The organism is Actinosynnema sp. NPDC023587, assembly GCF_040640215.1.
Classification (GTDB): Bacteria; Actinomycetota; Actinomycetes; order Mycobacteriales; family Pseudonocardiaceae; genus Actinosynnema.
This window is the reverse complement of record NZ_JBFABG010000016.1, coordinates 17084-42941: the sequence shown is the minus strand read 5'-3', so window position 1 is coordinate 42941 and position 25858 is coordinate 17084. Positions and strand designations below refer to the sequence as shown.

The 25858-nt window shown below is 65.1% G+C and carries 20 protein-coding genes; 8 read left to right on the top strand and 12 right to left on the bottom strand.

Going from position 1 to position 25858, the window contains the following annotated elements:
- Window positions 1-161: 161 nt before the first annotated feature.
- The 3 genes from AB0G01_RS30385 to AB0G01_RS30375 all read left to right on the top strand — a co-directional run bounded on the left by AB0G01_RS30385 (window position 162) and on the right by AB0G01_RS30375 (window position 2610).
- Window positions 162-545, top strand: coding sequence for an XRE family transcriptional regulator (locus AB0G01_RS30385; RefSeq protein WP_360952553.1), 384 nt, complete (start codon window positions 162-164; stop codon window positions 543-545).
- Window positions 546-694: 149 nt separating this feature from the next.
- Window positions 695-2263, top strand: a complete 1569-nt coding sequence (locus tag AB0G01_RS30380) for a transcriptional regulator (RefSeq protein ID WP_360952550.1) — start codon at window positions 695-697, stop codon at window positions 2261-2263.
- Entirely contained in the window at window positions 2260-2610 is a 351-nt protein-coding gene (locus AB0G01_RS30375; RefSeq protein ID WP_360952547.1) for a signal peptidase I, read from the top strand. The genes AB0G01_RS30380 and AB0G01_RS30375 overlap by 4 nt, the downstream gene beginning before the upstream one ends.
- Here AB0G01_RS30375 and AB0G01_RS30370 read toward each other — a convergent pair.
- The 3 genes from AB0G01_RS30370 to AB0G01_RS30360 all read right to left on the bottom strand — a co-directional run bounded on the left by AB0G01_RS30370 (window position 2599) and on the right by AB0G01_RS30360 (window position 5083).
- Window positions 2599-4152: a transcriptional regulator gene (locus AB0G01_RS30370; protein ID WP_360952544.1), complete on the bottom strand. Its 1554-nt coding sequence runs from the start codon at window positions 4150-4152 to the stop codon at window positions 2599-2601. The genes AB0G01_RS30375 and AB0G01_RS30370 overlap by 12 nt on opposite strands.
- Before the next feature lie 353 nt (window positions 4153-4505).
- Window positions 4506-4889, bottom strand: a complete 384-nt coding sequence (locus tag AB0G01_RS30365) for a hypothetical protein (protein WP_360952541.1) — start codon at window positions 4887-4889, stop codon at window positions 4506-4508.
- The gene (locus AB0G01_RS30360) at window positions 4886-5083 is read right to left on the bottom strand and encodes a hypothetical protein (RefSeq protein WP_360952538.1); all 198 of its coding nucleotides are present in this window, start codon (window positions 5081-5083) and stop codon (window positions 4886-4888) included. The genes AB0G01_RS30365 and AB0G01_RS30360 overlap by 4 nt, the downstream gene beginning before the upstream one ends.
- A gap of 247 nt (window positions 5084-5330) precedes the next feature.
- On the opposite strand from AB0G01_RS30360, the gene AB0G01_RS30355 reads away from it, so the two are divergent.
- Window positions 5331-6383 carry a hypothetical protein gene (locus AB0G01_RS30355; RefSeq protein WP_360952535.1) on the top strand — a complete coding sequence of 351 codons (1053 nt, stop codon included), beginning with the start codon at window positions 5331-5333 and terminating at the stop codon, window positions 6381-6383.
- An 8-nt stretch (window positions 6384-6391) separates the two neighbouring features.
- Here AB0G01_RS30355 and AB0G01_RS30350 read toward each other — a convergent pair whose 3' ends face one another.
- The 4 genes from AB0G01_RS30350 to AB0G01_RS30335 form a co-directional block, all read right to left on the bottom strand.
- Entirely contained in the window at window positions 6392-7579 is a 1188-nt protein-coding gene (locus AB0G01_RS30350) for a protein kinase (RefSeq protein WP_360952532.1), read from the bottom strand.
- Window positions 7580-7991: 412 nt separating this feature from the next.
- Window positions 7992-9407 (bottom strand): recombinase family protein, encoded by a 1416-nt coding sequence (locus tag AB0G01_RS30345; RefSeq protein ID WP_360952529.1) that lies wholly within the window; start codon window positions 9405-9407, stop codon window positions 7992-7994.
- Between the two features lie 209 nt (window positions 9408-9616).
- Window positions 9617-10927: a hypothetical protein gene (locus tag AB0G01_RS30340; protein ID WP_360952526.1), complete on the bottom strand. Its 1311-nt coding sequence runs from the start codon at window positions 10925-10927 to the stop codon at window positions 9617-9619.
- Between the two features lie 6 nt (window positions 10928-10933).
- Window positions 10934-12361, bottom strand: a complete 1428-nt coding sequence (locus AB0G01_RS30335; protein WP_360952523.1) for a recombinase family protein — start codon at window positions 12359-12361, stop codon at window positions 10934-10936.
- A gap of 199 nt (window positions 12362-12560) precedes the next feature.
- Between AB0G01_RS30335 and AB0G01_RS30330 the strand changes: the two genes are divergently transcribed.
- The gene (locus AB0G01_RS30330) at window positions 12561-13895 is read left to right on the top strand and encodes a hypothetical protein (protein WP_360952520.1); all 1335 of its coding nucleotides are present in this window, start codon (window positions 12561-12563) and stop codon (window positions 13893-13895) included.
- 36 nt (window positions 13896-13931) lie between these two features.
- Entirely contained in the window at window positions 13932-16826 is a 2895-nt protein-coding gene (locus AB0G01_RS30325) for a hypothetical protein (protein ID WP_360952517.1), read from the top strand.
- 364 nt (window positions 16827-17190) lie between these two features.
- Here AB0G01_RS30325 and AB0G01_RS30320 read toward each other — a convergent pair whose 3' ends face one another.
- Window positions 17191-17850, bottom strand: coding sequence for a hypothetical protein (locus AB0G01_RS30320; protein ID WP_360952514.1), 660 nt, complete (start codon window positions 17848-17850; stop codon window positions 17191-17193).
- A gap of 15 nt (window positions 17851-17865) precedes the next feature.
- Between AB0G01_RS30320 and AB0G01_RS30315 the strand changes: the two genes are divergently transcribed.
- Window positions 17866-18774, top strand: a complete 909-nt coding sequence (locus tag AB0G01_RS30315) for a hypothetical protein (RefSeq protein WP_360952511.1) — start codon at window positions 17866-17868, stop codon at window positions 18772-18774.
- Window positions 18775-18838: 64 nt separating this feature from the next.
- On the opposite strand, the gene AB0G01_RS30310 is transcribed toward AB0G01_RS30315, so the two are convergent.
- From AB0G01_RS30310 to AB0G01_RS30295, 4 genes are all read right to left on the bottom strand, one after another.
- Window positions 18839-19723: an IS3 family transposase gene (locus AB0G01_RS30310; protein ID WP_360952508.1), complete on the bottom strand. Its 885-nt coding sequence runs from the start codon at window positions 19721-19723 to the stop codon at window positions 18839-18841.
- The gene (locus AB0G01_RS30305; protein ID WP_360952505.1) at window positions 19720-20007 is read right to left on the bottom strand and encodes a transposase; all 288 of its coding nucleotides are present in this window, start codon (window positions 20005-20007) and stop codon (window positions 19720-19722) included. Before AB0G01_RS30305 ends, AB0G01_RS30310 begins: the two co-directional genes overlap by 4 nt.
- Before the next feature lie 286 nt (window positions 20008-20293).
- Window positions 20294-20956 (bottom strand): hypothetical protein, encoded by a 663-nt coding sequence (locus AB0G01_RS30300; RefSeq protein WP_360952502.1) that lies wholly within the window; start codon window positions 20954-20956, stop codon window positions 20294-20296.
- A 68-nt stretch (window positions 20957-21024) separates the two neighbouring features.
- Window positions 21025-24414: a hypothetical protein gene (locus AB0G01_RS30295; RefSeq protein WP_360952499.1), complete on the bottom strand. Its 3390-nt coding sequence runs from the start codon at window positions 24412-24414 to the stop codon at window positions 21025-21027.
- 143 nt (window positions 24415-24557) lie between these two features.
- Here AB0G01_RS30295 and AB0G01_RS30290 point away from each other — a divergent pair, with 143 nt between their 5' ends.
- Window positions 24558-25853 carry an IS256 family transposase gene (locus AB0G01_RS30290; protein WP_360952496.1) on the top strand — a complete coding sequence of 432 codons (1296 nt, stop codon included), beginning with the start codon at window positions 24558-24560 and terminating at the stop codon, window positions 25851-25853.
- The last annotated feature ends 5 nt before the right edge of the window (window positions 25854-25858 follow it).

The window sequence follows — 25858 nt, the reverse complement described above, 5'->3', positions numbered from 1 at the left end:
GCATAAGAAAAGCCCTTCAAGTAAGCAAATCTGATGATTTCAGCTAGTAAATGCTGATTTCAGCGCACCGCGAGGTGCGTTTGATCAGGCGTTGCGTGTACGCACGACGCAACAGCCGAAGTTGGCTAATCTCAGCGCCGAGGCGGAGCGCGGAGGAATACGTGTCGGAAGACTGGGCGGCAGTCGCCAAGGCCATCAACCAGCGAGTCAACGAACTGGGATGGCGTCAACGGGAGCTTGCGGAGCGCTCGCACGTCTCCCAAGCGATCGTCCGCGAGGTGCAACACCACACCGTCGAGCGTCGCCGCAGTCCGCGCACGCTTGAGTCCCTGTCGACAACCCTCGGTTGGCACCCGCAACACCTCGATGCCGTGCTGCACAACCGAAGGCCACCCGAGGCGGGTGAACCGGTAGCCAACCCGACCGACACCCTGTGGTCCCGTTTGGACAGTGTCGAACAGCGCCTCGCGGAGATCACCGAACGCCTCGACGATCTTAAAACGGACCTGGCCACGGTCATCGAACACGTCCGAGAACGCCGATAGCCCGGTGCGTCGCCGCTGGTGGGATGAGGTGTTTTCCATGGGGTCAATTCCACTGCGAAAACGCCTCGCTTCCCATGCAACACCACAGCAAAACTCCTGCAAGACCACCGCAGGTTCACCGCAAAACGCATCGGGGGAGTAGCGCCGAGATGGGCTTGAACGAAGTCTGGACCGGTCGGACAGCGAGCGTGCTTCAAGCCGCCCTCCGGCTGAGTCAGGAAGCGTTCGCCGAACACCTCGGCGTATCACCAAGGACCGTCGGGTTCTGGCACCAGAAGCCGGACACCCGCCCGAAGCCGGACGCGCAGCAACTACTGGACACGGCCTTGGACAGGGCCGCTCCGGCAGCGAAAGCCCGGTTCGCCGCTCTCACCGATGACGAACCCCTCGACCTGCCCGAAGGCGCAGCCCAAGACGCCGAAGTACGCCTGAGCGCAGACCCAACGATCGTCGCCGCTCTCGACTGGCTCGACGAGCACGCCGGCTGGGAGCCAGGCACGGCCCGCCGCCACGTCGCCGAACGTCTCGTTCGCCTCGACGTCCGCGCACTCCAAGACCGAGGCGTCCGCCGCAGCCGCGTCAACCAACGCGACACGGCCCGCGCGCTCACCACCTACTACGGCACAGCAACAACCGGCCACGGCCGCTACACAGCCACCCTCGGCGACACCCAAGCCACCACCACAGTCCTCACTCACCCTGACTGGCTGAACCTGGCCTGCCCACTCCTCCCAGCTCACGATCGGCTCAAGCTCTCCGGCGTAACCCCGGACGATGATCTAGCGATGGATGAGGAGACCGCCGGGCGCGCAGCCCAGCGGTTGGCCGAAGCGCTGGCGCTGGGAAACCGGATGGTCAACCTGCCGCTGTTCCGGCTGCTCGACGTGGACGCGCGCAAGGGCGCGATCACCGGTTCCGTAGGCGTGACGAGCTTTGTGGGGTACGTGGTGACGATGGACCTGCTCGAAGGCGAGCTGGTCGACGCCCTCACCACCAACACCCCAACGACCCCCGGAGCCCTCCCACTCCGAGACGCCTACCTCCCGAACCTCTCCGCAGCACTCGACCTCTCCGACCGCATGTGCGCCGGCGGCACCCTCGCCCTAACGGCCATCGCGCGCCCAGCCGACCCGTTCCGTGGAGGTCCGGACTACCTCCTCTTGGTGCAGGAACGCTCAGGCCACGTCATCAACGCTGCGCGCCGCCTGGCCGTCATCCCCAAGGGCTTCCACCAGCCCCTCACGGACTACCGAGCCGACGCCCAGGTCGGCGCGACCCTGCGCCGTGAGATGGAAGAAGAACTGTTCGGCCGCGAAGACATCGACCACACGGTGGGGGAGCAGCGCCACGCGGACCCCATGCACCCCAGCCGCATGTCCGACCCGATGCGCTGGCTCACCGCCGAACCCGGTCGCCTACGCATGGAGTGCACAGCTTTCGGCCTCAACCTGGTGAGCGGAAACTACGAATTCGCCAGCCTTATCGTCATCGACGATGATGAATTCTGGACCCGCTTCGGTGGTCAAGTCCAAGCCAACTGGGAGTCCGCAAGGCTGCGCCAGTATTCCAGCCTCGACCATGAACAGTTGGAAGAACTCGCCAACGATGTAGCGTGGAGCAACGAAGGACTCTTCGCGCTCCTGCAAGGTCTCCGACGCCTACGCGAACTAGGCGGAACCCGCGTCAACCTGCCCGCGATCGAATGGGAGCTAAAGTGACCGCCAACTGGCAAGCCGGAAACGCCAACGAAGACGGCGAGGCCACCCGTGGATGGCTGGTAGGCCACTTCATCGACTCATCCAAGGGCGTCCGTTCCCAGAAGGACGTAGAGGTCAAATGGGCGAACCACCCCGCAGGCGACAAGCGCACTGACTGGACCTCCGACGACCAGCGCACAACTCTAGTCTTCCTGGTAAACGGCCACTTCCGCGTGGAGACCACCGAAGGCAACTCCACCATGACCCGCCCAGGCGACTACATCATGTGGGGACCGGGCATCGATCACTCATGGGAAGCCGTAGCCGACTCCACCGTTCTCACGGTCCGCTGGCCGTCACAAACCTGACAGCTCAACGGCAGGCAGATCAACCCGCCCGCCGCCGATCTCCCGAAGCCGCCGAAGTCCTTGGAGCAACGCAAACAACCCTTCGTTGCTCCAGGACTCCCGCGCTACCAAATCACTGATCAGCTCACCGTCAAGACTCGAATAGAGCTGCAACCCAGCCGCTTCCCAGTTAGCTTCCACCTGCCCACCAAACCGTGGCCAAAACTCCTCATCCTCGATGACGATCAAGCTGGCATATTCATAATTTCCGCTGACCAGGTTGAACCCGAACCCAGTGCACTCCAACCGCATCCGCCCAGGCTCCGCAGCAAGCCACCGCATCGGTTCCGACCACCGCCCCGGATGCATTGGCGAGGCCGCGCGAATCTCCCCGGTCGTCGTATCCAACTCCGCGCGCCCAAACAGCTCCTCTTCCAGCTCACGAAGCAACGTCGCGCTGACCGCCACGTCTCCACGAAGGTCGTTAAGCGGCTGGTGAAAACCCTTGGGGATGACCGCAAGCCGCCCAGCCGTGTTGAGCACATGCCCAGATCGCTCCTGCACCAGCAACGCATAGTCCGGCTCACCCCGGAACCGGTCACGGGGCCGCGCGATGGCACACAGCGCCAGCACCCCACCCGCACACGTCCGCGCCGGCAAGTCGAGCACCGCCCCCAGATCCGGCAGGTACTCATCCCGCAGCGGCAACCCGCCCCGCCGCTGACTCACGGCGTCTACCAGCTCGCTCTCCAACAGATCAGCCGTCAACGCATACTCAACGAACGGCACCACCCCCACCGTGCCCTCAAGCGGGTTACCTCGCTCAATCCCCAACAGCCGGTACAGCGGAAGGTTCGCCACCCGCACCCCAAGCGCCGCCGACTCGGCAAGCTTCGAAGCCGCAGCACCCGCCATCGCCCCATCCAATACGGGCAGCGCAATCCCGTTGTCCTGCAACAACTTCAGCCGCTCACTACCATCCGCCAACGGTCGAACAGCAGTCCACCAGTCCGCAACCCCGAACATGGTGGTCTCAAGCACCCGACCGCCGAAAGCCGCGCGGTACATGCCGTACCCATCCACCCCACCCCGGTAGTAGTGGGCTAGTGCCCGCACGAGTTGCCGACGCCCAACCTTGGTCCGCGCCGCCCGCCGATCAAACAAGGCCCCAGGCCGCAACCCGGAGAGTCCAGATCGGACCTTGGTACTACTCGTGCCCGCAGGCCACCCAGCCCGATCGTCCAACCAGTCAAGCGCCGCAGCGAACTCGACGTCAGCGCGCACAGGCGGTTCAGCAGTCGCAATCCGAACGAGACTGTCATCCGGCGCGGGCACGGCCAGCAGCTCCTCAATGCTGACCTGAAAGATGCTCTCCAACAGCCGAGCCGTGACCGCCCGAACTGGCCCCAACGGCTCCCCGGAAGACTTCCGCCCGGCCGCCAGGCGCTGGAGGTGCCGGAGCCCCAGCGTGCCAGGCTCGCCACGCTCACGCGCGAACGTCTCCGCGTACTCGGCGAACTCCTCCAACGTCATCCGCCGCTCGCGAATCTTCTCCTCAAGCACCGTGCGAGGCGTCCGCATAGCCACGCCCTCCCATCACGTCCGAACGATGATCAGAGCTGATCAAGCGCTGACTGTGTCTTGATTTCAGTCTGACACGCCAACGCGCGGTTGATTCCAAGCCCCACCCGCAGAAGATCAACCAGCCGTCCCAACGGCCGTCCCACCCGTCCCGCCACCCACCACCATGGGACACCCCGAACTACGCCTCTGACCCGCTCAAACACCGCCACGGGACACTGGGACACCTTCCCCAACCCCGTCCCAACAGGCACAAAAACGGCTGTGGGCGGCACATCCGAAGATGCGCCGCCCACAGCCGTCCCGTCCCACTCACTTCCCAGGGGAAGCAGGCTCTACCTCATGATCATCTTCTGAAGCGCCAGCGCTGGCGACACCCACACCACCCGCGCAGCCACCTTGTCCGACTTGCCGTAGGGCTTGAGCGCTTCCTCGGCCGTCTCGAACGTGCCGCACGCCTTCCCATCCACCGACACCACATGCACCCACTCGTCAGCGGACACTCCGAACCCCATCACCCGAGCGATCTCCGGGTGCGCCACCTCGTACTCGACCACAGCGAACAAACTGGGAGCCGCCGCCATCACCATGGCCATCATCTCCGGGTCGTACGGCTCAGAGCCGAGATCTCCCGCACCCCGCCGCGCCTCCGCAGCCTGCTCCTCCGCCACGCCGTCCTCGGACTCCGCCAAAGTCGTCACAGTCGCCATGTCGATCACGTTCCTTCCAGATGATGTCGACCAACAGACGACGGCTCCTCAAGCACAGCCAGAACCTCCTGCCGCGCCCACACCGCCGCCGCAGCGCTCTCCACGCACTGCCGCACATACCGCCGACCAAGGGCGATGACGTAGAGCGGAGGCAACATCAACCAGACCAGGAACAACACGATCCCGCCCACATCGACGCTCATAGCACTCCACATCTCCACCGCCCCGCTCGCTCGAACGAATGTGTTGTCCTCAACTTGGCGACTTCGTTGCGTCCGTCGAACGGCCTGCACACGACACGGAGCGACCTAGCGTGACCTCCGAGCTTGCTTGCTCCCATGCGGAAGCTTGGCATTGATGCAAAATAGGCTGGTAGAACCATTCCATGGTGTGCTGTTCGAGTAGGTGTGTCGATGGTAGACGTTCGCCACGATCCGCTATACTCGGTGCGTGTTTGATGATGAAGAATCGATTCCCACCTGGGACAGGTTACCTCTCGATGTGACCTCTGCGCTTTCGGTAGTGTTGGATAGCAACGGGATGCCATCGCATGCGCTCGCGCTCTACGCGCGCTGGTGGCAACTTGAGACATGGCTTCGAGACCTGGCATACGTGGAGATCAGGTCACGGGATGGGCTCAACTGGAATAATGCCATAGGCAGCCAAGCCGAGATTCGTCAACAGCGAGACGATGAGTACGAATACATGGCGTCACCAGATTGGGAAAACCCGTTGGCATATCTCGATGCCAGTAGACTACTCGGGTTGATAGAAGAGAACTGGGAGTTGTTCTCAACTTCTTTGCCCGGTCGCGAGTCCTGGGCGGGCCGTAGGGCGGAATTGCTTAGTATTCGAAACCGCATTGGCCATCTACGCCGACCCCACAGAGATGACCTGCGAAAAATCGAACAGACCCTTCGAGATCTTGAAAGGGGGGCCTTTCGGGCGATCACCTCGTATAACCGTTGGCTAGAACCTGCTGGCGTCAGCAAGGACGATCCGATTTTTTCAGCATTCAGACGAGACGATCTTCCCGGTGCAAAAGGGCTGATTGCTCATGCTGAACGTCAATATAATATGGGGGTTCGGCTGAGCTATACCGTCCGTCCTTGGGCGAATTTTCTGGCCGAAACTGATCAACCTTCGGGAAGCAGCGGTATTGTTTGGAGTGTCGGTTTTTATCCCACATTGGGCAATTTTGACCTGGTGCGACTATGGAAAGACTTGAGTCCGCTAACTCGGCAGGTTGTGATGCATGTTTTGACGGACAGTCCAGGGCACTTGAATATGACTTTTCCGGCCGTTGATGATAGTGACTTGATAGCCGTCGCTATCGGCGATGCACTGGAGAGCGCTATGCATTACTGTCGATCGGGACCCGAAGACTCCTTCGAGTCTCAGACCGTACGACGCCTGAGAACTATGGATTTTAGGGTCCAACTGGTAACGCCCTGGGCTTTTGTGGATGAAAGCATGACACCAATTTCATTTTTTGGCGCTTGATGTCGGTGTCAGGATGAGGGTGGCTTCGTTGGCGTCGGGCCATTAGGGGCGGAGAGAACTTCGATCTCCGCGATAATTTTGCCCATGGATTCGTAGCGTTCTTGTCGGCGAGAAGTCGTGCAACGTTCGATTATCTCTTGGACTTGTCCGATGCGCGAGCCAAAACTCTCGCGACCTGAGAATATAAAGGACAGAATATGGCCGACGGCGTATATCTCTGCGCGCACATCGAAGTCCTTAAAGCTCTCCAACGTGGGGTCGCGTATTGATCCCTTCATCGAAGATCCCGTGAACGTCCGATCGGAAGCGGGGTCTTTGTGAAGACCGAAGTCAGACAGCTTTACGGTGATGGCAGGGAAATCAAATTTCTTTACTAGAATGTTTTGCTTGCTGATATCCCGGTGAAGAATTCTTCTCAGGTGTAGGTAGTTGACTCCGTAAAGAAATTGAAGCGCAATTCTCTTGCGAGTGTCGAAACTTAGTTGTGAGTTGTGTCGAGCTATAAATTCCCCTAGGGTTCCATCGCAATATTCCATGGTGTACGCGTTCTTCTCTTCGTCATACGTGTAGGCTTCAACGATGTAAGGAAAACTCAGCCCTCTCATCAGTTCGTACTCGGCCCGGAATCGTTTCAAGTCCTTCTCCGAGATCCCCTTCTTTGCTCGTTTGATGGCGAAGAATTTTTTGTACTCCTCGTCGAAGTATTTGTGAACGACGGCATACGAACCTTCACCTATCAACTGTAGTCGATAGGTGCGATCTCGCTTCTTCAGTCGAACAGTGTTGTCTGCTCGTTGAAATATTTGCCCGTATCGTTCGATAGGGATAAGCTCGAATCCCTCCGGAATTGGACTTCCCCCTGAAACCCTCAAGAACTCCCTACATGACTTGATTGCATTCTCATAGTCAGGTGCGAGCTTGAATTCCATGCCGATCCGGCGAAGCACGCCGCGAACCTCATCGAGCTCCTCGATGAGGTTGAGAAGTGCGCGACTCTGGTCGGCATTGTAGTGGCCGTTGACGCGAGTTTTGGTGTTCATGAAGTCGAACAAGTCGTTCAGTCGCTGATGGAAAGATGTGAACATCGGTGATAGGTGTTTATCTTCGGTTGCATAGAGACGTGCGTAATTCTTTTCGTTAGGCTGCGAAGCGTAACGCTCTTTCAGGTCGCTCAATATGAAGTCTTCTTCGGTCACCTGACTAGTATCGCAGACCGCAGGACCAGTACTACGGGGGCGTGCGTAGGTGGGAGATTTGAGGTCCCATCAGCCCGGGTAGGACCGCCAGTTGGTAGCTCCGGCGTGCCCTGATGACTCCATGGGCCTGGCGCGAGGGCCTGTCTGTAGCGTAGTTGGTCCGTCCCCTGTGTTAAGGCTGCTATGACTGAAGCGCTCCGCCTCCGGGTCGCTGCTCGAAGAAGCGCGACAACCATTGCGTGCAGTCGGCGAACGTCTTCTCCGGAAGCGAAAAAGGATAATTACGCAGGATGTACTCAATTTTAGTCACCGAGGTAGAGACGTGTGGATAGTGCACAAGTCGCTCCTCGGACACAGTTTTACCCCACGGGTTCGATCTTGAGTTTATCAGATCGGACCCGTGGTTTCGTGTTTACGCGGCCCGCAGGATCGGGCGCGGCATCTCGACCGACACTCCGTCGGCGGTGCACACGACCATCATGTGGCGGGCGCGGAGCTGGGCGGCAACGCGGCTCGGGCTCGCGGCCACGGGCATGTGCAAGGCGTGGCTGATGCCGGTGATCAAGTGATCCTCGCGCAGGTACAGCGTGGCCGCGGTGTGTTCGGTACGCGGGCCGGTGCGGCCGTGGCGGCCGTGGCGGCCGTGGCGGCAGCGGTAGCCGGCACGGCCGTGCACCCAGTGGCTGTCCATCCGCCGGCTACAGACGCCGCAGCGCAACAGCCCGGCGAACAGGTACTCGCGGGCCTCACCGTGCTGGTTCGGGCGACTGGAGCGCATGCGCTGGATCGCGACGAAGTCGGCTTCGCTGACCAGCTGGGCGTGGGCACGCTGTCGGGACAGCACCCAGTGGTGGGTCGGGTTCCACCTCGTGACTCGGCGGCGCCTGCGCTCGCTCGGGGTGTGGTGGTCGTGGTCGACGCTCTGCCGGTTCCACACCTGCCAGCCGGTGTAGCGCGGGTTGGCCAGGATCGAGGCCACCGACTGCGCAGTCCACCGACGACGGGTCCGGTGCCGGTTGCGCTCCGGATCATGCTCAGCCGGACAGGGCACGCCTCGCTGGTTGAGCGTGGCGACCAGGTCCTTCACGCTGCGCCCGGCCCGGCGTTCGGCGAACAGCCACCGCACGGTCGGCGCGGTCTCCGGGTCAGGCTCCAGGCGGTACACGCACCGACCGCGACGAGCCTCGGCCAGGTTCGGGTGCGCGCCTGCGGGCACCAACTGGTAGCCGTAGGGGGCACGACCGCCCAGGTAACGGCCGTAGTCGCGGGTCTGAACACGCATGGCGGCCATCGCCCGGTGCCGGGCGCGCACGACCTCGCGCAACGCCTGCGCACCCAGCATCCGGATCAGTGCCCGGTGCTCGGGGTTGTCCAGGTCCAGCGAACCGCCCGCCTCGGGCAGCCACACCTGTACACCGTGTCTGCGGCACAGCGCCACGACGTGCTCGATCTGGTCCCCGGCGAATCCACGCTCGAACTCGCCCACCACGATCGCGTCGAACCCACGCTCCGGATCGCGGATCGCCGCCAACAACGCCGCAGCCTCCGGCCTGTCCCACCACCGGTCACGCCGAGGCTTTCCGGCGTCGAAGAAGTGCACCACGATCCGGCCGTGCCCGGCGACGAGGTCTTCGCACACCTCCAACTGCCACGCCTGCGAGGTCTCCGGATCCTGATGCTCGATAGTCGAGGTGCGACCGTAGAAGGCGAACCGCAACCCACCCACCACGGCCGGTCCTGGATGGACTCCGCGTGCACCGTAGGTGTCGTCTTCGGTCCACAGACCCATCCAGTCGGTCAGCACGTCCCGGTCGCACAAGGCCGTCACGATCCGCCTCCCTCGTCCACACTCGAACTTCGAGGCTGGCACGGCGGCGAGAACGTGGATCGGGACAGGCCCGATCGGCCGCACACCATCACCCCGCTGTCCGATCCGGGCCGTCACGACATCGACGCCTCGACAACAGGATCACGGACACAACCCGCGATCGAGTGACCTCGCCGGCTTCGTGGCAGTGTTGTCGGCCCTGCCTCCGGTCAGGAGGACGCGTCGTCGTGATCCGTCGTGAGCAGCTCGGTGAGTTCCTCGGCCACCCAGTCGGGCAAGGTGACGACGGCGGTGTCGGGTTCCCCTTCGATACGGCGTCGGGACTGTTCATCGAAGATGGCGCGGGTAAGCCAGTGCAGGAGGTCGTCGTCGAGGACGTCGGGGGCGTGGGCGGCTATGTCGGCGAACCGATCCGCGTCGGCGAACAACTCCAGCGCCGCCCGAGGCAGCTTGCCGACCTGTGCCCCATTCTCGATCACCAGGCGAGTGAGCGTCTCGTAGTGCCCGGAGCCCCACCAGTCGCCGACGGACTCGGTGCGCGAGCCGTGCATGCTCAGCAACGCCAGCACGGTCTGCGGTCCGAGTTCGTCCTCCGCGCGCTGCCACAGGTCCACTTGGCCGTGGATCGAGGCGAGGATCGGTTCCCAGCCCTCCTCGAACAGCTCGGCCAGGGCGCGGCCGTCGGCCAGGCGTCGACCGGGGAGGGTCAGGGCCAGACGCAGGGCGGGCCAGTCGACGCCTTCGAGGTGCACGTGGGGCAGGACCGCCCGGGTGGCGGCGATGTTGGCACGTGCCATCGTGAGGTCGTCGACCTTGTGGTGCCACTCCTCGACCACGCTCTCCCGGCGCCAGCACCACTCCGCGATCCCCCGCGCCGCGGCCGACGGCACCGCCGCGGGCACGATCAGCGGATAGGCGCGCATCCCCGAGGCGATCCGCCAGGAGAACTCCTCGCCCAGCGACGCGAACACCCCGGCGAGGTCGTCGCGCCCACGGTGACGTATGGCCGCGTCATGCACGTAGTCGGCCCGGAAGGACACGACCAGATCGGCGTGCAGGAAGGTAGCCGGTTCGGCCAGCCGGATCCTCGTGGCGTCCAGCAGTCCTGCGGCCGCGAACGCCCGACGTGCGGTCTCGGCACGAACGGCCTGCGAACTCTCGCCTGCCAGGTCTACGGTGATCTCCTCGTCGAGCGGGAGCAGCGGCGGCAACAGTCCGTCGTCCCACTCCCAACCCTCGGTCGGGTCCGCGACTACCAGTTGACCCGTCACCGGATTCCACGACACAAGCAGGTGGAAGCCCGACCTCTCCAACCCGACGGTGACCTCCGCGACCTCGGCACCTCTCCGGTCCGGATCTTCGTCGTCGTACCACTCCTCGACTGTGGCCTCCGACCAGCCCGCCCGCACCAGCGGAGCGACCAGACGACGCAACAACAGCCGCCCCTCCGCCTCCCGGGACCGTGGAAGCACGGCACCCGAGGTCGCGGAACCCACCGCGTCCTGTTCACCCTCGGACATGGGCGCTCACCGTAGTGCATCGTCGGTCAGCGCCGAACTCTGCGACGACAGGGCAGGCATCGGACCTCCGAAGACTTCGATCCCTCGGTGCCCGCAGACAACAGTCATATCCTGCTCGCGCAGTAACACCACCATGTCGGCGCCCACGGCCGACCACGCGAAACCTGCGGACGCCGCAGCAACCGGGATGTCTTCCAGCAGACGATCCTCACGCCAGTACAACGACCTAGGCCCGTCCGCCGGACGCCGCCGGGCACTGCTGAAGCCGTGACGACACCGGTAACCGGGACGGCCGTGCACCCAGTGCGCATCCATCCGCCGCCTACACACCCCGCACACCACCAGACCCGACAACAGGTACCGACGTTCACCGCCGTCGTCGTTGGGGCGTCGGGCGCGCACGTTCTGGGCTGCGGTGAAGTCGTGCATGCTCACCAGCGGCGTATGCGCCACTTCCCGGGAGACCGCCCAGTCCTGCGGCAGGTTCGGCACCTGTCCCGACCGACCGGTGCGCAGGTCGACCTCGTCACGGTCGTTGGCGACCCGATTCCAGACCTGACGGCCGGTGTAGCGCGGGTTGTCCAGGATCGTCTGCACCGACTGCACACTCCACTCCACGCCCGAGCGGTGCCGGTTGCGCTCCTGATCCGCCGCCGAAGGGCACAGCACACCGCGCTCGTTAAGTCCTCGGGCGATCCCTGCCACCGACACCCCGCTCAACCGACGGGCGAACATCCACCTCACGTGCCCCGAGGTCCGCGGATCAGGTGCCAGCTTCCGCGCTCGCCGCCCCCACCGCGCATCAGCTCGCCGCGGATGCGGCCCGCCATCGACCAGCATGTACCCGTACGGCGGACGACCACCCAGATACCGACCCAGCTCGGCCTGCGCCTTCATCGCCGCCAACGCCCGGTTACGCGCCCGGATCACCTCCCGCTCCGACTGCGCACCCAGAAACGTCATCAACCGACGGTGCTCGTCGTCATCCAGGTCCACCCGGCCACCGACCTCCGGCAGCCACACCTGCACCCCGACCACACGCAGCAGCGGTACCAGCTCGTCGAACTGACGACCGCAGAACGCCCGCTCGTACTCGCCCACCACGATCGCGTCGAACCTGCGGTCCGGGTCGGCCAACGCCTCCAACAGCCGCGCCGCCTCCGGCCGGTTGGACCACCGACGCCGTCGTGAGGCGCCCTCGTCGAAGAATTCCGCCACGACCACCCCGTACCCGGCGACCAGGCGCTCGCACACCTCCCGCTGCCACAACCGCGAGGAATGCCGGTCCTGGTACTCCGAGGTCGACATCCGCCCGTAGAACGCGAACCGCAACCCGAGGTGCACGTGCGGGTCCTGTGACCGCCTTCGCTCACCTCGGCGCTGCTTGTCACTCAACCAGACGTCCAAAAGATCGTGATCGTTCTCCAGTGCCATCACAGCCACCTCCACCACGGGAACGGGACAGCTCGATGACGACCAGTCCGACCGGCCATGACAACCTATGACCCGAACGGCGCAGTTGATACACCCGGAAAGCCCTAATCCGATCTTGTCGGGTGGTCGGTACGGTGACAAGCCAGCACAGAACGTCGGGGAGGATCCCCTCACCCGGTCGGTTGACCACGACGCCGGAATGTCGGTGCCTGCGGCTACGAGCCTGCTGGGAGGGCTGGCATCGCCTCGCACGCCGCTGCGCCGGTTCCTGGATCGCGAGCTGTCGGCGGGCTCCCGGCCGCTTCGCGCCACCTACTGCGCCCAACTGTCCTCACCGCGCGGGTGGCAGCCGGGACCGGGTGTCGGATTCGAGGCGGGCACGGTCGGCACAGCGGTCGACCAGCGGCTACGCCTGGCGTTCACCGCAGCCGACCCTGTTGACGCTGCGACGCGGTTGGGGGTCGCCGACTGCCGCATCGCTGCCGAAAGCCCAATCCTCGGCATCCGACGCGGGCCTCTTTCGGAGGCCCTGGCGACCGTCGGCGCTCAACTGGTCGACCGGATCACCGCAACCGTCGCCGAGATGGAACCCGACAACCGCAGACACTCCATCCTCGGCCCGCAGGACGACGAGGAACAGCTGGCCCGACTGCTGATCGCCGCCGCCTGGTACGCCCTGCGCTTCCGGGTACCGATCGCCTTCCCTCAGACCCCGCTGTTCCGGGCCGCGGCCGCCACCCCTCGCGGATTCGACCTGGAAGCCCTGCTGCGTGTGCCTCACCCGGACCTGGTCGCCGACGTCCTGGCCCAACTCGACCTGGCCGAGCACGGCGACCTGACCCGACTGCGCTACGAGACCACGCCCGCCAGTTGCCACGCCGGACCGACCTTCGACGGCAGCGCCCACATCGACGCCGACGCCGACCTGATCGTCGACGGCATGCTGATCGACTTCAAAAGCACCCGCGACATCCACGCGTTCCCGCTGGACACCATTCACCAACTGCTGTGCTACACCCTGCTCGACTACAGCGACCGGTTCACCATCGACGCACTCGGCGTCTACCTCACCCGCGCCGGACGGCTGATCCACTGGCCGCTGGAGCGCTACCTACACCTGTTGGGCACCTGCCGCCGCGACTTGAGCGACCTGCGCGCCCAGTTCGCCACTCTGTGCGGAAACACAACCTGTCCGGCCGACAGCGTTCCCCTAACCTCCCAACGCCGCTCCGTCGACCGCCTCCTCCGGGCCCTCGCCCCGGTCATCCCGGACGGCCACTGCCCGGTCTGCGCCCAACCCATCGTCAACCGGGGCACCGGCTCCAGCCAGCGCCGACGCTATTGCTCACTACGGTGCCGTCGCCGCGCCGCCGTCCTACAGCGGCAGGGACACCTTCCGTACCGACGATCACGCCCGCGACAGAGCAGAAGACTTTCGTCAAGCGGATCTGCTCGGCGGACTCGACGGCGTTCATCAACCGTAACCGCAGTTCTGCGTAGATGGTCGAGCAAGACTGGGTTCTGGTGTGCGTAATCGGCCGGCGGGCCAGCAGTACAGAACGGGGCGATTGTGGACGACGGTGGAGCGGACGGGCTCGTCCAGGTAGGTGCCGCTTCGGCGCAGTCGACGGTGATACAGGCCGGCCGCGATGTTCTAGTCGCGCCGATCGGCTCGGTGGTCAACGGGCACGGCGTGCCGGTCACGGAATCCGTGCTCGCGCCTGGTCGGCTGATCAGCGATACCGCAGCCGAGGACTTGGAGGTCCGCCGGACGCTGCCACCCGGAACAGACGACGAGAGTCCCCTTCCCCGCTACATCCCCCGACAGCACGACCTGGTCCTGCGCGAACTGGCCCGCGCAGCCATGGACGAGCAACCCCGATCAGGAACGGCGATCCTGGTCAGCGACTCCACCTCGGGCAAAACCCGAGCCCTGTACGAACTTCTGCACCACCCCGTCCCGCAACCGAGGCGTTCGCGCGGCCGGTCACGGCACCGGAGCCTGACCGAAGCCGGGTGGCGGGTGTGGCCGCCGATCAACCCCGTGCCCGCCGACCAGTTCCTCAGCGGACTTGCCGCAGTCGAGCCACACACGGTGATCTGGCTCAATGAGGCTCAGCGTTACCTAATCGACCCGGACAAGCACACCGCCAGCGCTATCGCCTCCGGCCTACGCGCGCTGTTGGCAGACTCGACCCGCACCCCCGTGCTGTTGCTGGGTACCCTGTGGCCGCTCTACCTCGACCAGATCACCCAGCGTCCCCAAGTCCGACCGGACCGGCACGCCGACGCCCGTGCACTGCTCAGCGGCCGCACCATCCCCGTTCCCGGTGTCTTCACCGGCCCTGATCTGGCCGCCGCTCGAAGCAGCAGCGACACCCGCGTCCGCCGCGCCCTGGCCGCAGCCGACGGCGCCGACGGCGGACCTGATCAGGCCACGCGGGTGCCACTGACCCAGTACATGGCAGGCGTTCCCGAATTACTCGACCTCTACAGCAATGCCTCCACCACCGTCGCCGCCGTCCTACACGCCGCCATGGACGCACGCCGCCTCGGCCACAGCGAATGGCTCCCCGTCGACCTGCTCCACCACGCCGCCCCCGCCTACCTCGACCCGCATGAACAGCAGCAGCACCTCACCGATCCCGACTGGTTCACCCGCGCACTCCACACCCTCACGACACCCCGCGACGCCGCGGCCGTACGCGCGCTGCACCGACCGCCGGCCATCCCAGGGCAACCCATCGGTGACGTGGTTCGTCTGGAGGACTACCTCGACGAGTACGGTCGCTCGCATCGTGCGGCACAGGTGCCACCCGTTGGCTTCTGGACCACGGTCAGTGTCCATGCGAACCCGGATGACCTGGACTTCCTCGGAGACGAGGCATGGGCGCTCGGCCTGTACCGCCACGCCGGCCAGATCTTGAAGAACGCGACGGCACACGGCAACGCCTACGCGGCGGCACGCCTCGTCCGTAACCTGCACGCAATTCACCCTGACGATCATCGACCTGCACAGTGGGCGGTGACCCACGTCGGTCTGGACGACCTCCATGCGGTCAGCAGATTACTGGAAGCACTGCATGAAACCGGGAACACGGAACTTGCGGTCGAGCTTGCCGAGCGCATAAGCGAGCAGGCCGAATTGTCTCATCCACATGCAGCGAGAACGCTATTGGAAGCATTGCTTGAAGTTGGAGCAAAAAGTCTGTCTTTCGCACTGGCAAAGCGTATGGCCGGTCAGGCCATCATCTCGGACGACACCTACAGCATGGGCAGGTTGCTGTCTACGTTGAACAAAGCAGGAGCGTCGGATCAGGTCTCCGAGTGGACCGGCCGCATGATCGGGAACATGAGACTCGACGACCCCTACGGCGCAAAAGAGGTGCTGCTGGCCCTTCATCAAGCGGACGCCGCGCAGCAGGTCTCCATCCTGGCAAAACGCATAGCCGAGCATTCATCCGTTGACGACCCTCACGCGGCAGGACTACTACTGGAGGCGTTACATGAGACAGGAGCCGCAGAGCAGGTCGGAGTACTCGCCGGACGCGCCGCCCGGTCTGCCGCCCTGAAGGTCCCCTGGAATGTAGGGACTCTTCTGTCGGCGCTGCACAAGGCAGACGCCACGGCTCAGATCGCCGCCTTGTTGGAGCGTTCACCCTCCACGCAGGTCGTGTTCGACGACTTGGTCTCCGTACGACCTCTGCTGTCGGCACTGCACGACGTGGGCGCCACAGACCAGATTGCAGTGCTGGCCGAACGTATGGCCGAGCATGTCGCGCTCCACAACCTTCGCGGCATAGGGGCGCTGCTGGTGGCACTATTAGAGGTCGACGCCGTGGAACACATCGCGTTACTAACTGGACGCATCACTCCAACGCACACCGTTTTCGACAGCCCTTACGACCTGGGCGTGCTACTGACGGCAATCCATGGGGCCGGGTCCGAAGAACGGCTCGCCGGATTGTTGAACGCCGCCTCCATCGCCCGCCTTGCCGGCCATGAACCTCAAAGTGTAGGCGCACTGCTGGAGGCGCTGCACAGAGTAGGTGCCACGAGCCAGGTCGACGCACTCGCCGAGTATATAGCCGCGAGTGCCGCCGTGAACGACATCCACGACGTGGACGCTCTACTGAATGCACTATACAAGGCAGGAGCGACAGAACAGGCCGCCACGCTGATCAGCCGCGCAGCGCAACAGGCCAGGATCTACGATCGCGACGACATTGACGTTCTATTGACGAGACTACGCGAGTCGGGAGCCGTCGATCAGATTGCCGCACTGGCCGATCATCTCGCAGTCGTCGGCCGGTTCGACCTATTCATGAGCATCAAAGGACACCGGAAGGATTTCCGTTTCGGCCGCGAGCCGGACGGGAAGGCGGCCCTTCCGTGGACGTGGGACGATTTGAAGCAGCGATCATTATTCGACCAGGTGGACGCCAAGACGATTCTGAAACCCTGACCACCTCCAGCCTGTGGCCACACACGGCATGACGTGGACATGCGACGTCGTGTAGCGGAAATCGGTCGGGCAGCGATCATGGTGTCGTGGCGAGCGAGTTGAGGTTCGATGCACCCGTTCCCGCTGGGTGGGGTTGCTGGTGGACGCGGTCGACCGGCGTCGGCGGGCGCGAGCAGCCGCAACAGCCGGTACTGCTGCTCATTGACGTCCTGGTACTCATCCACTGGGTGTGCACCACGCGTCGTAGGAGGCGGCCGAGGCGGCGTTCGTCGCGCGGACGATCGAGCGGGTTCGGGACGAGACCGAGCCACGCGACGCGCTCGGCCTCACAACGCCTGATCCGACCGTTCGAGGTTCGGGAACCTCATGCCCCCTCGAAAGTAATCTCCCGACCACCGTCACGACCGTCACCGAACACCTGGGCGCCCGGCCCCTGGATCCCGATGGCGAGCACTTGCACGAGGTGTTCGAACTCCCGCGTGCCGAGCCGGGCCAAGTCGTAGTCCACTACACCATCCTGCCGCACGCGCCTCCAGGCCGACATGAGCCACTTCTCGCCACCGCGCTGGCCGGCCGGGGTGCGGAGGAGCAGCTTGCGATGCCGTCGGCGGCGGGGCGCGATCAGGTGGTCGGCAAGGGCGTCGGGCATCGCGGCGCGCCCAGGGCCACCCGCCTCGATCCAACTCACCAGTCGATCGACGGCCACATCGGTGAGCACTCCGCCCAGCCACACCGGTCGCCCCCCGTACCACGCACCGGTCGAACGACGGTCCAGCCGGAGCCACCAGAGCGATGCTGCGACACTCCTGCGGTGGTCGACCTGACGCCGCCAACTCCACTCGACCACGTGTGACATCGACAGGCCCGAAACGACGTGCAACCGCAGCCGAACCGACCGACGGCTTACGCTCCTGCCACTCGAACGCCGGAAGTTTTGGGCCTCCCAGGCCAGGAAGGTGACGAAGTGGGCACTGGAGCGGCAGAAGGACGGTCCCGCCAGGAGCGGTGGCGTCGGCTCGAACACTTGGACTCCGTTGCGATGACCCACCTGGTCACCTGGTACCGGGCGGTGACCATGCAGGCCGAGCGAGTGCTCGACACCAACCGCGACCACGTCGACCGACAGATCGACGGCTACCAGTTCGTGCACGTACTACGACAGGCACTGCGTGCGGCCTGCATGCTCCGGGACCACCTCACCGGACCTGCGCAAGCCGTGGCACAAGCAGCCGTATCGAGGTTCGAGGTGGCGGCGCCGGACGCCAAGAACGCCAGAGACGTGCTCGACCACTTCGACGACTACGCAAGGGGAACCGGGAATCTGTCGCACCCCGGCGTTCCGGCGAAGAGGCGTCAGCCGACCGAGCAGGCGGCTCGCCAGTTCAACGTCTTCTACGAACTCGGCGCGAACGGCAGGTACATCCTGCACCTGGGCTCGTTGAGCATCGATGTCGTGGGAGCCCAGCAAGCATGCTCCGACCTGGTCGACGGCCTTCTCGAAGCCGTGGGCCTGCCGATAGCCGACGATGACGAGGCCGCCCTGGCCGACCTGGGTCCGCTCGATGCCGCCAATCCCATGACCACCGCGCTTGCCTTTCTCATGGTGCTCTGGAACCCACCGCTTACCGAGGAGGGTGTTCGCGTTCTGAGGTCGCTGGTCACCGAGGAGTCGCGCCAGGCGTGGCGGGACTTCGCCGAAGTCGGCCATACGCTGGGCGGTTTCACCTTTACCACCCGCCCCGCGCGCCCGAGCGACGACGTAGCGCACGTCAAGCTCGTCCCCGATACCGGACAGACCAGGCAGGTGCAGGGCCACATCATGATCACGGATGCTTGGTGGCTCACGCTGCAACGCCGCCTCGACCGCGGCGACCGATGGCTGGTCCACGCACTCGCCAAGTACCCGTTCACACGCGATGAACTCCCTTGGTCCATGAGTGTCGAGTGACACGCAAGTTGCGGGCACCCGAGACCGCGAGGTGAGGTTGTCCCCTTGAACCGGACACCGGATTTCATGCCACGAGGGTGGGATCTTGACGATAGCCGAGGCGGGCTTCGTGTGGGGTGCGGTAGTCGAGTGTCGAATGTAGACGGTCGTGGTTGTAGTAGCCGAGGTAGGCGAAAACGTCGCGTCGGGCGTCGTCGCGGGCGTCCCGGACGGTGGTGCCGATCTCGGTCTTGAGGGTGGCGAAGAACGATTCCGCGACGGCGTTGTCGAAGCACGACCCGGTCCGCCCCACCGACGGACGGATGCCGTGACCGGCGAGCGCGGAGCGGAACAGTCCGGAGGTGTACTGCGACCCGCGATCGGCGTGAAAAATCGCGTTATCGCTTATCAGGCCGCGTTTGACAGCGAGGTCGAGGGCGTCGCGGACCAGTTCGGCGCGCATGTGGTCGGCCATCGCGTGCCCGATCACCTCGCGGTTGTGCAGGTCGATCACCGTGGCCAGGTAGAGCCAGCCCTCCCTCGTGGGCAGATACGTGATGTCCCCGACCAGCCGCTTCCCCGGCACCGGGGCGGTGAAATCGCGGCCGATCAGGTCCGGCACCGGCACCGCGACGGCATCGGGCCTGGTCAATGACCTGCGCCGTCTGCGGGTGATGCCGACGACCCCGCGCTCGCGCATGACCCGACCGACCCGTTTGTGGTTCACCCGGCGTCCGCGACGACGCAGCGCGACAACGATCCGCGGACGCCCGTAGGCACCCCGGTGACCGGCGTGGACCTCCCCGATCTCGGCGGCCAGGCGCTCGTCCGCCTTTGCCCGCTGCGCCCTGGCCGGGGCGGCGGCGAGCCATTCGTAGAAGCCCGGACGCCGCACGCCCAGGACCCTGCACAGCCGGGTGACGCCGAAGACGGCGCGATGCTCGGAGATGAACCGGTGGCTGCGGGTCAACGACCCATCTCCTTGGCAAAATACGCGGCCGCTTTGCGGAGGATGTCCTTCTCCAGCTCCAGTTCCGCCACGCGCTTGCGCAGCGCCCGCAGCTCCGCCTGGTCCACCGCCGCCGCGTCGACCGGTCCGGCCTGGGCCTGCTCGGCGGTGCGGACCCAGTTGCGCAGGGTCTCGTGGTTCACGCCCAGCTCGCGGGCGACCTGCCGCAACGGCCGATCCGACGAACGGGCCAACGCGACAGCGTCCCTACGGAACCGCTCGGGGTACTTCGACTTACCTGACACGGGGAACATCCTTCCCCAGACCGCTGTCTGGGATCAGGGCGTCCGGTTCAAGGGGACAACCTCAAGGACACCGCAAGAGCCTTCCACTTGCTGAACCGACCGAAAACAAGACGGGACACTACGTCCGCACTGGTGATGGGGCGGTCGATGCGCCACTACCAGCGCGCGGCGGAGCGGGGCAAGAAGCGACTGGTGTCGGCGGCGTAGATCCGATAGGTGTCGCCGGACAGAGCAAGCAGGTGCGGCCCGGACTCGAGTTGCAGCATCCTGAAGGCCGCACCGCTGACTACCTCGGCAGTGCGCCCCGATCCTGTGCCACATGTAGCAGATCGTCTACACGAAGAGCGGTCCGGGCCGTGACGTGGAACATCATCATGACTGCCTGGTGATCCCACGGGTCACCGCCGGGAGGCACAAGCGATCGGAGCAAACGCCGCAACCCGGCGTCCAAGTGCAGCAGATCGCCGTAAAGCAGGGCGTGGGCGATCTCCCAGTCGGTGTACCACTTCTCTGGCGGACGCTCGTCGACTCGCCACACCGCCGCGCTGAACATCGAACTCTGCCGCGCGGTCCTGTAGTCCGCACGGATGGCACCGAGGTCACGACGGAGTCCCGGATCGTCAAGTGCCGCACCGAAGACACCGAAACATCTGTTCAGCGAAACGGTATCACTTTCCGACAGAAACGGACGCAATAACGATGCACAATAGTGTTGCCGCGCTCTGTCCACCTTCGGGAAGCAGTAGCGTACAGCATCATTCTCCATCGTGAACCCAAAGGAGAACTCGCGCACCTCCTGCTGGAACAATGAACATGCCCGCACCTCCGCAGCACGCGCCCGGAATGCCTCAACTCGATCAGCGACGGACACGCGGGACTTGGCCACCAGTCTCCCCCTCATGATGGAAACGCGCCCACACTCGCGCATCGGTTCGTCCAGGAACGCCATACCTCGCTATGGAGACTGGAGCTTTGGGCACCATGACCTGACATCGTGTCCCACCCTGCGCAATACCGTTAGTCCACCCGACCCAACGACGGAAATCGACGCAGAAGGTGTCGGACCTTCGCATGGTCAGGGCAGACACGTGCCGCACGCCGGACCAACTCCAGCACCGGCCGCCGCGCGCGATCACGCCTGCCCAACTCCCGCTGCCAGTGCGGCGTCGCATCCTCGATGATCTCGGCCAGTGCTGCGTCCAACATGCCTGGAGACACCTGATCGCACCGCGCCAGGAACTCCGACAGGCCTGCATGATCCTCGCCGTGAATCCCCAGCTGGAGCCCGTGCTTGATGGCGTCGAGGTTGGCGGCCAGCACCAACCCCGCCGTGTCCGGATCGCAGCAGGCCAGCGCGGTCACGGCTTGGTCTGCCATCTCCCACTCCTGCTCCCTGGCACCGAGGTCGACGGGTACGCCGCGGTGCAGCGCCTCGATCGTTTCATTCGGTGCCACGATCGCATGCAACGCCACCAACGACTCAGCGGTGGCGATCAGCGGTCCGACGATCCGCCCGGTCGCCTCCGGTCGAGCTTCCGCCATCACTCCCAGGATCTGCAACGAGCCCCATCGTGGGTGGTCGAGGTGTGGAGCGACGGTCTCGGAGAAGGCGTCCATGTCGACAGCAGCGGCGATGTCCTGGAACAGTTGCGGAGCGGCCTCCCAGACGAACACCATTAGCTCCGCCAGCGCCTGCCAGTCACGGGGTCGTGAGTGGGCGATGGCGTCTGCGAGGGCGGCGGTGTCGAGCATCGCGGCGAGCCTGGCTGCGATGCGCCTCCGCTGTTTCGACGGCCGTTCCTGACGCAGGAACCCAGGCGTGAACCCGAGTACGAACCACAGCGTGTCGTGAATGTCGGGCCATGACTCGACGGGGTCGTCGTTGATCGCCGCCGCAATCTGCGGCAGGAAGGCCGATACCAAGCGCAGGCTCAGCGAGGGATCGATCCATCCCACGGTCTCGGTCAACTGGCATGGTGCCCACAGCTCACCCGTCACGTGGCGGAACAAGCCCAGCATCGCGTCACCGTCGATGGCGGCGGCGACCGCTGCGTACAGCGCGGTGCCGCCTGCGTAGCAGATCCTCTCGACCGCTTTGCCGAACGTCGCGGCCGATGCCAGGTCACCGTCGACCCAGCGGGCGACCAGGTTCTCCACGTCGACATCCCGTAGGAGTTCTTCGGTGAGATCGCGACGATCATTGCCGAGCCAGTTGAACAAGGCTTCCATGCCAGCCGCGTCCTTGACGGTCATGCGGTCGACCCATCTCCTGAACCGGTGCGCGTTGTCGGCGATTCGCTGCGTTTGAGCAAGTCCGTCCTGCCAGCTGCTGAGGCCGCAGATGACGGAGGCGCGGACGCCGAGGTCCGTACCCGATTCGTCTCTGGTCGTGACACGGTCGATCAACTGTCCAACGCGAACGTCTCCCATCGCGCCGGATACACGGAGCGCCCAGCGGTCCTCGCTGTGGAAGCCATACCAACCAGTCAGCCAGCTGAGACCGACCAAACTTGTCGCCGGGTCCGCAACGATGTCCTCGATCAGGTCGGCGATGACCCGGCGATCCCTCGCCACCTTCCCCTCGGCAGGTGGGGAGACCGGTGTCAATCTCCGACGTGGTGGCGATGCCGGTGGCGCACTGTCCGCCGCGCCGGTGATCGGCGGCACGGTCGGGCGTTTGGTCGGCGGCGCCGTGATCGGGTACGGGCTGAGCAGGGTGTGGAGGGTGCTCCACGCCGCTTGCAGGTGCGCACACCGGTAGAACCCGTCATCCGAGCTGATCAACTGCTCGCCTCGGAGGACGTCGAGAGATCGCGCGACCCACGCCGCGTCACGTCCCATCGAGACGGCCATCGCGTCAAGCCGGTCGATCGGGATGCCCGCGTCCGCGGTCGCGATCTGTCCTACCGCAATCGCGGCCAATGCCAGATGCGCCTCGTCCTGTTCTCTCAGCCTGGCCAGTGCTCCCTCGACGCGGCGCCAGCCGCCCGACAGCACGAAGCAGAACTGCCACGGCGTGGACTGCCGGGCCGCGACACGCAGGCGGTGTTCGATCGGCCGCTGGTGGGCACCGTCTCCCACGGTCGGGTCGAGCAGGTTCACCTCACGGGTCAACGTCTCCAGGTCCTTCGACAGGACCGCGTGGAGCGTGGCCACTGCCCGCTCTTGTGCAATGCGCACCACAGGTGCAGGTCCCTGCACTCGCTCTGTGCTCACCACCAGCACCCACCGCTCCGGTCCGGCGGCCTCCAGCACCTCCCGCAAGGTGTCACCGGGCACCGACTGCGCGTCATCGATCAACGCGATCACCGGGCCTTCCACGGCGAGCAGGTCGTCCACGATGCGATCACCATTGAGATGCCGTGCCGAGTCCCGCAGGCGCACAGGCTTCCAGCCCTCGTGCAGCCGGTTCGCCATGACTTGGTACGCGGTCACGGACTTGCCACAGCCGCTGTTCCCGGTGAGGATCGCCGAGCAGGCCGTGAGGAGCGCGGTCTCGATTTCCACGACTTCGTGGAACTGCGGGCACGCCTCGGCATCCCCAGGCCCCAGGCGAGTTCCCGTCAACGCCGACAGGAGTTTCCTGCGTCCGCGGAAGTGAACCTCCTGCCATGCTCCCCGGGCGGAAGCCGACACCTCCGGGTTCGACGACGAAAGACCGTCACCCCAGTAGTTGATGGTCACGTTGCCGTGCACCGGGCCCGCCTGCACCACCGGTCCCGTGACCACACCGTCGAGTGTGTTCTGCACGGTCACCTCCGCCGCGCGACGATCCTCGACCTCATGCGGCGCGACAGCCCCGACCCCATCCGGTCGCGAAGCGAGCAATGGATCCAGACGAGCGTTGAGCCGGGCGAACTCCCGGGATATATCACTGCTCAGAGTCGTCAGCCTCGACAGCGTTTCGGCATCGGCCGCCGCCAGGAACTCGGGACCGTGGGTGGCGACCGCTACGGCATGGATACAAGCCTCACGCAACAGCCTGCCGTAGAACTCCTCGCCGTCGCGGCCGAGCGCGGCTTGCCGTAGAAGGTCACCGGACTCACGGCGCAGCGTGTCCGCCAGCCGCCGAGGATCGCCGTCGTTACCCGCAACAACTCCAGGACCACTGCCGACGAGCTCGAACGTATCGATCACGGCCTGCACCGCCGCAGCCCGATCCCCCTCCGGCAACTCTCGGTACTCGTGCCCATACCTGTCGACCAACTCGTCCGCCAGCCGCCGGGCCACTCGCTCCTTCGTCCGCCGCGCCTTCCGCTCATCCGACAGCCCAGTTGCACGTCCGCCCAGCACGCCTGCGGCCCCGGCGCTCAACTCGCCAGCCATCTTGTTCCCGGTGCCGGCCTCGACCGCGTACTTCACCACCGTCTCGGCAAGCTTGACCAGGACAGCTCCGAGCAACGACACCCAACACCCCTACCGACTCGACCCGAAGAGCCAGTATCGCTGACCTCGCATCACGGCTGGGCCGAGACAGGGACTGTTTCAAGATCGGTGTGTTCGGCCCGACACGCCGGGCCTGGGGTCCGGCGGGATGGGCACTGTGAGTGATGACATCTGAGCTTGTGAGCGCACGGAAGAGCGAGACGGGGACCGGGCGGCAGCTGTCGCCGGAGCAGGCCGCCGCGGCGGCGATGGTGGCCGAGGCCAAAGCACGAGGGCTGGCGCTGACCGGCCCCGATGGTCTGCTCAAGCTGTTCACCAAGACCGTGCTGGAGACCGCCCTGGCCGAGGAGATGACCGAGCACCTCGGCCACGAGAAGAACCGCGCCGAACCGGGGCGCGAGTCGACCAACGTGCGCAACGGCAGCCGGACCAAGACCGTGATCTCCGACGCGGCCGGCGAGGTCGAGATCGAGGTGCCGCGGGACCGGGAGGGCAGCTTCGAGCCGCAGATCGTGAAGAAGCGGCAACGTCGACTGACCGACGTCGATGAGATTGTGTTGTCGTTGTATGCCAAGGGGTTGACCACCGGGGAGATCTCGGCGCACTTCGCGGAGATCTACGGCGCGTCGGTGTCGAGGGAGACGGTCTCGCGGATCACCGACAAGGTCGTCGCGGAGATGAACGACTGGGCCGGCCGACCGCTCGACGCCGTCTACGCGGCGGTGTTCCTCGACGCCGTCGTGGTCAAGGTCCGCGACGGCCAGGTCGCCAACCGTCCGGTCTACGCCGCGATCGGCGTCACGGTGGACGGGCGCAAGGACGTGCTCGGTCTGTGGACGGGCACCGGCGGCGAGGGCGCCAAGTTCTGGATGAGCGTGCTGGTCGACCTGAAGAACCGCGGCGTTCACGACGTGTTCTTCCTGGTCTGCGACGGGCTGAAGGGCCTGCCCGACGCGGTGGCGAACGTGTGGCCGCGCACCGTCGTGCAGACCTGCGTCGTGCATTTGATCCGCAACACCTTCCGGCTGGTGGCCCGTCAGGACTGGGACGCGGTGAAACGGGGCATCGCCCCGATCTACACCGCGCCCACCCCCGACGCCGCGGCGGCCGCGTTGGAGGACCTGGCGGAGAAGTGGGGCGGCAAGTACGGGGCGGTGATCCGGTTGTGGCGCAACGCCTGGGACGAGTTCGTGCCCTTCCTCGACTACGACGTCGAGATCCGGCGGATGATCTGTTCCACCAACGCGATCGAGTCGCTCAACGCCCGCTACCGCAGGGCGATCCGCGCCCGCGGGCATTTCCCGACCGAGCAGTCGGCGATGAAGTGTCTGTACCTTGTCACCCGCAGCCTCGACCCGACCGGGACGGGCCGCGCCAGGTGGACGATGCGCTGGAAGCCCGTGCTGAACGCCTTCGCCATCACGTTCGGTGACCGCTGGCCGAACGCCGAAACCTACTGATCAAC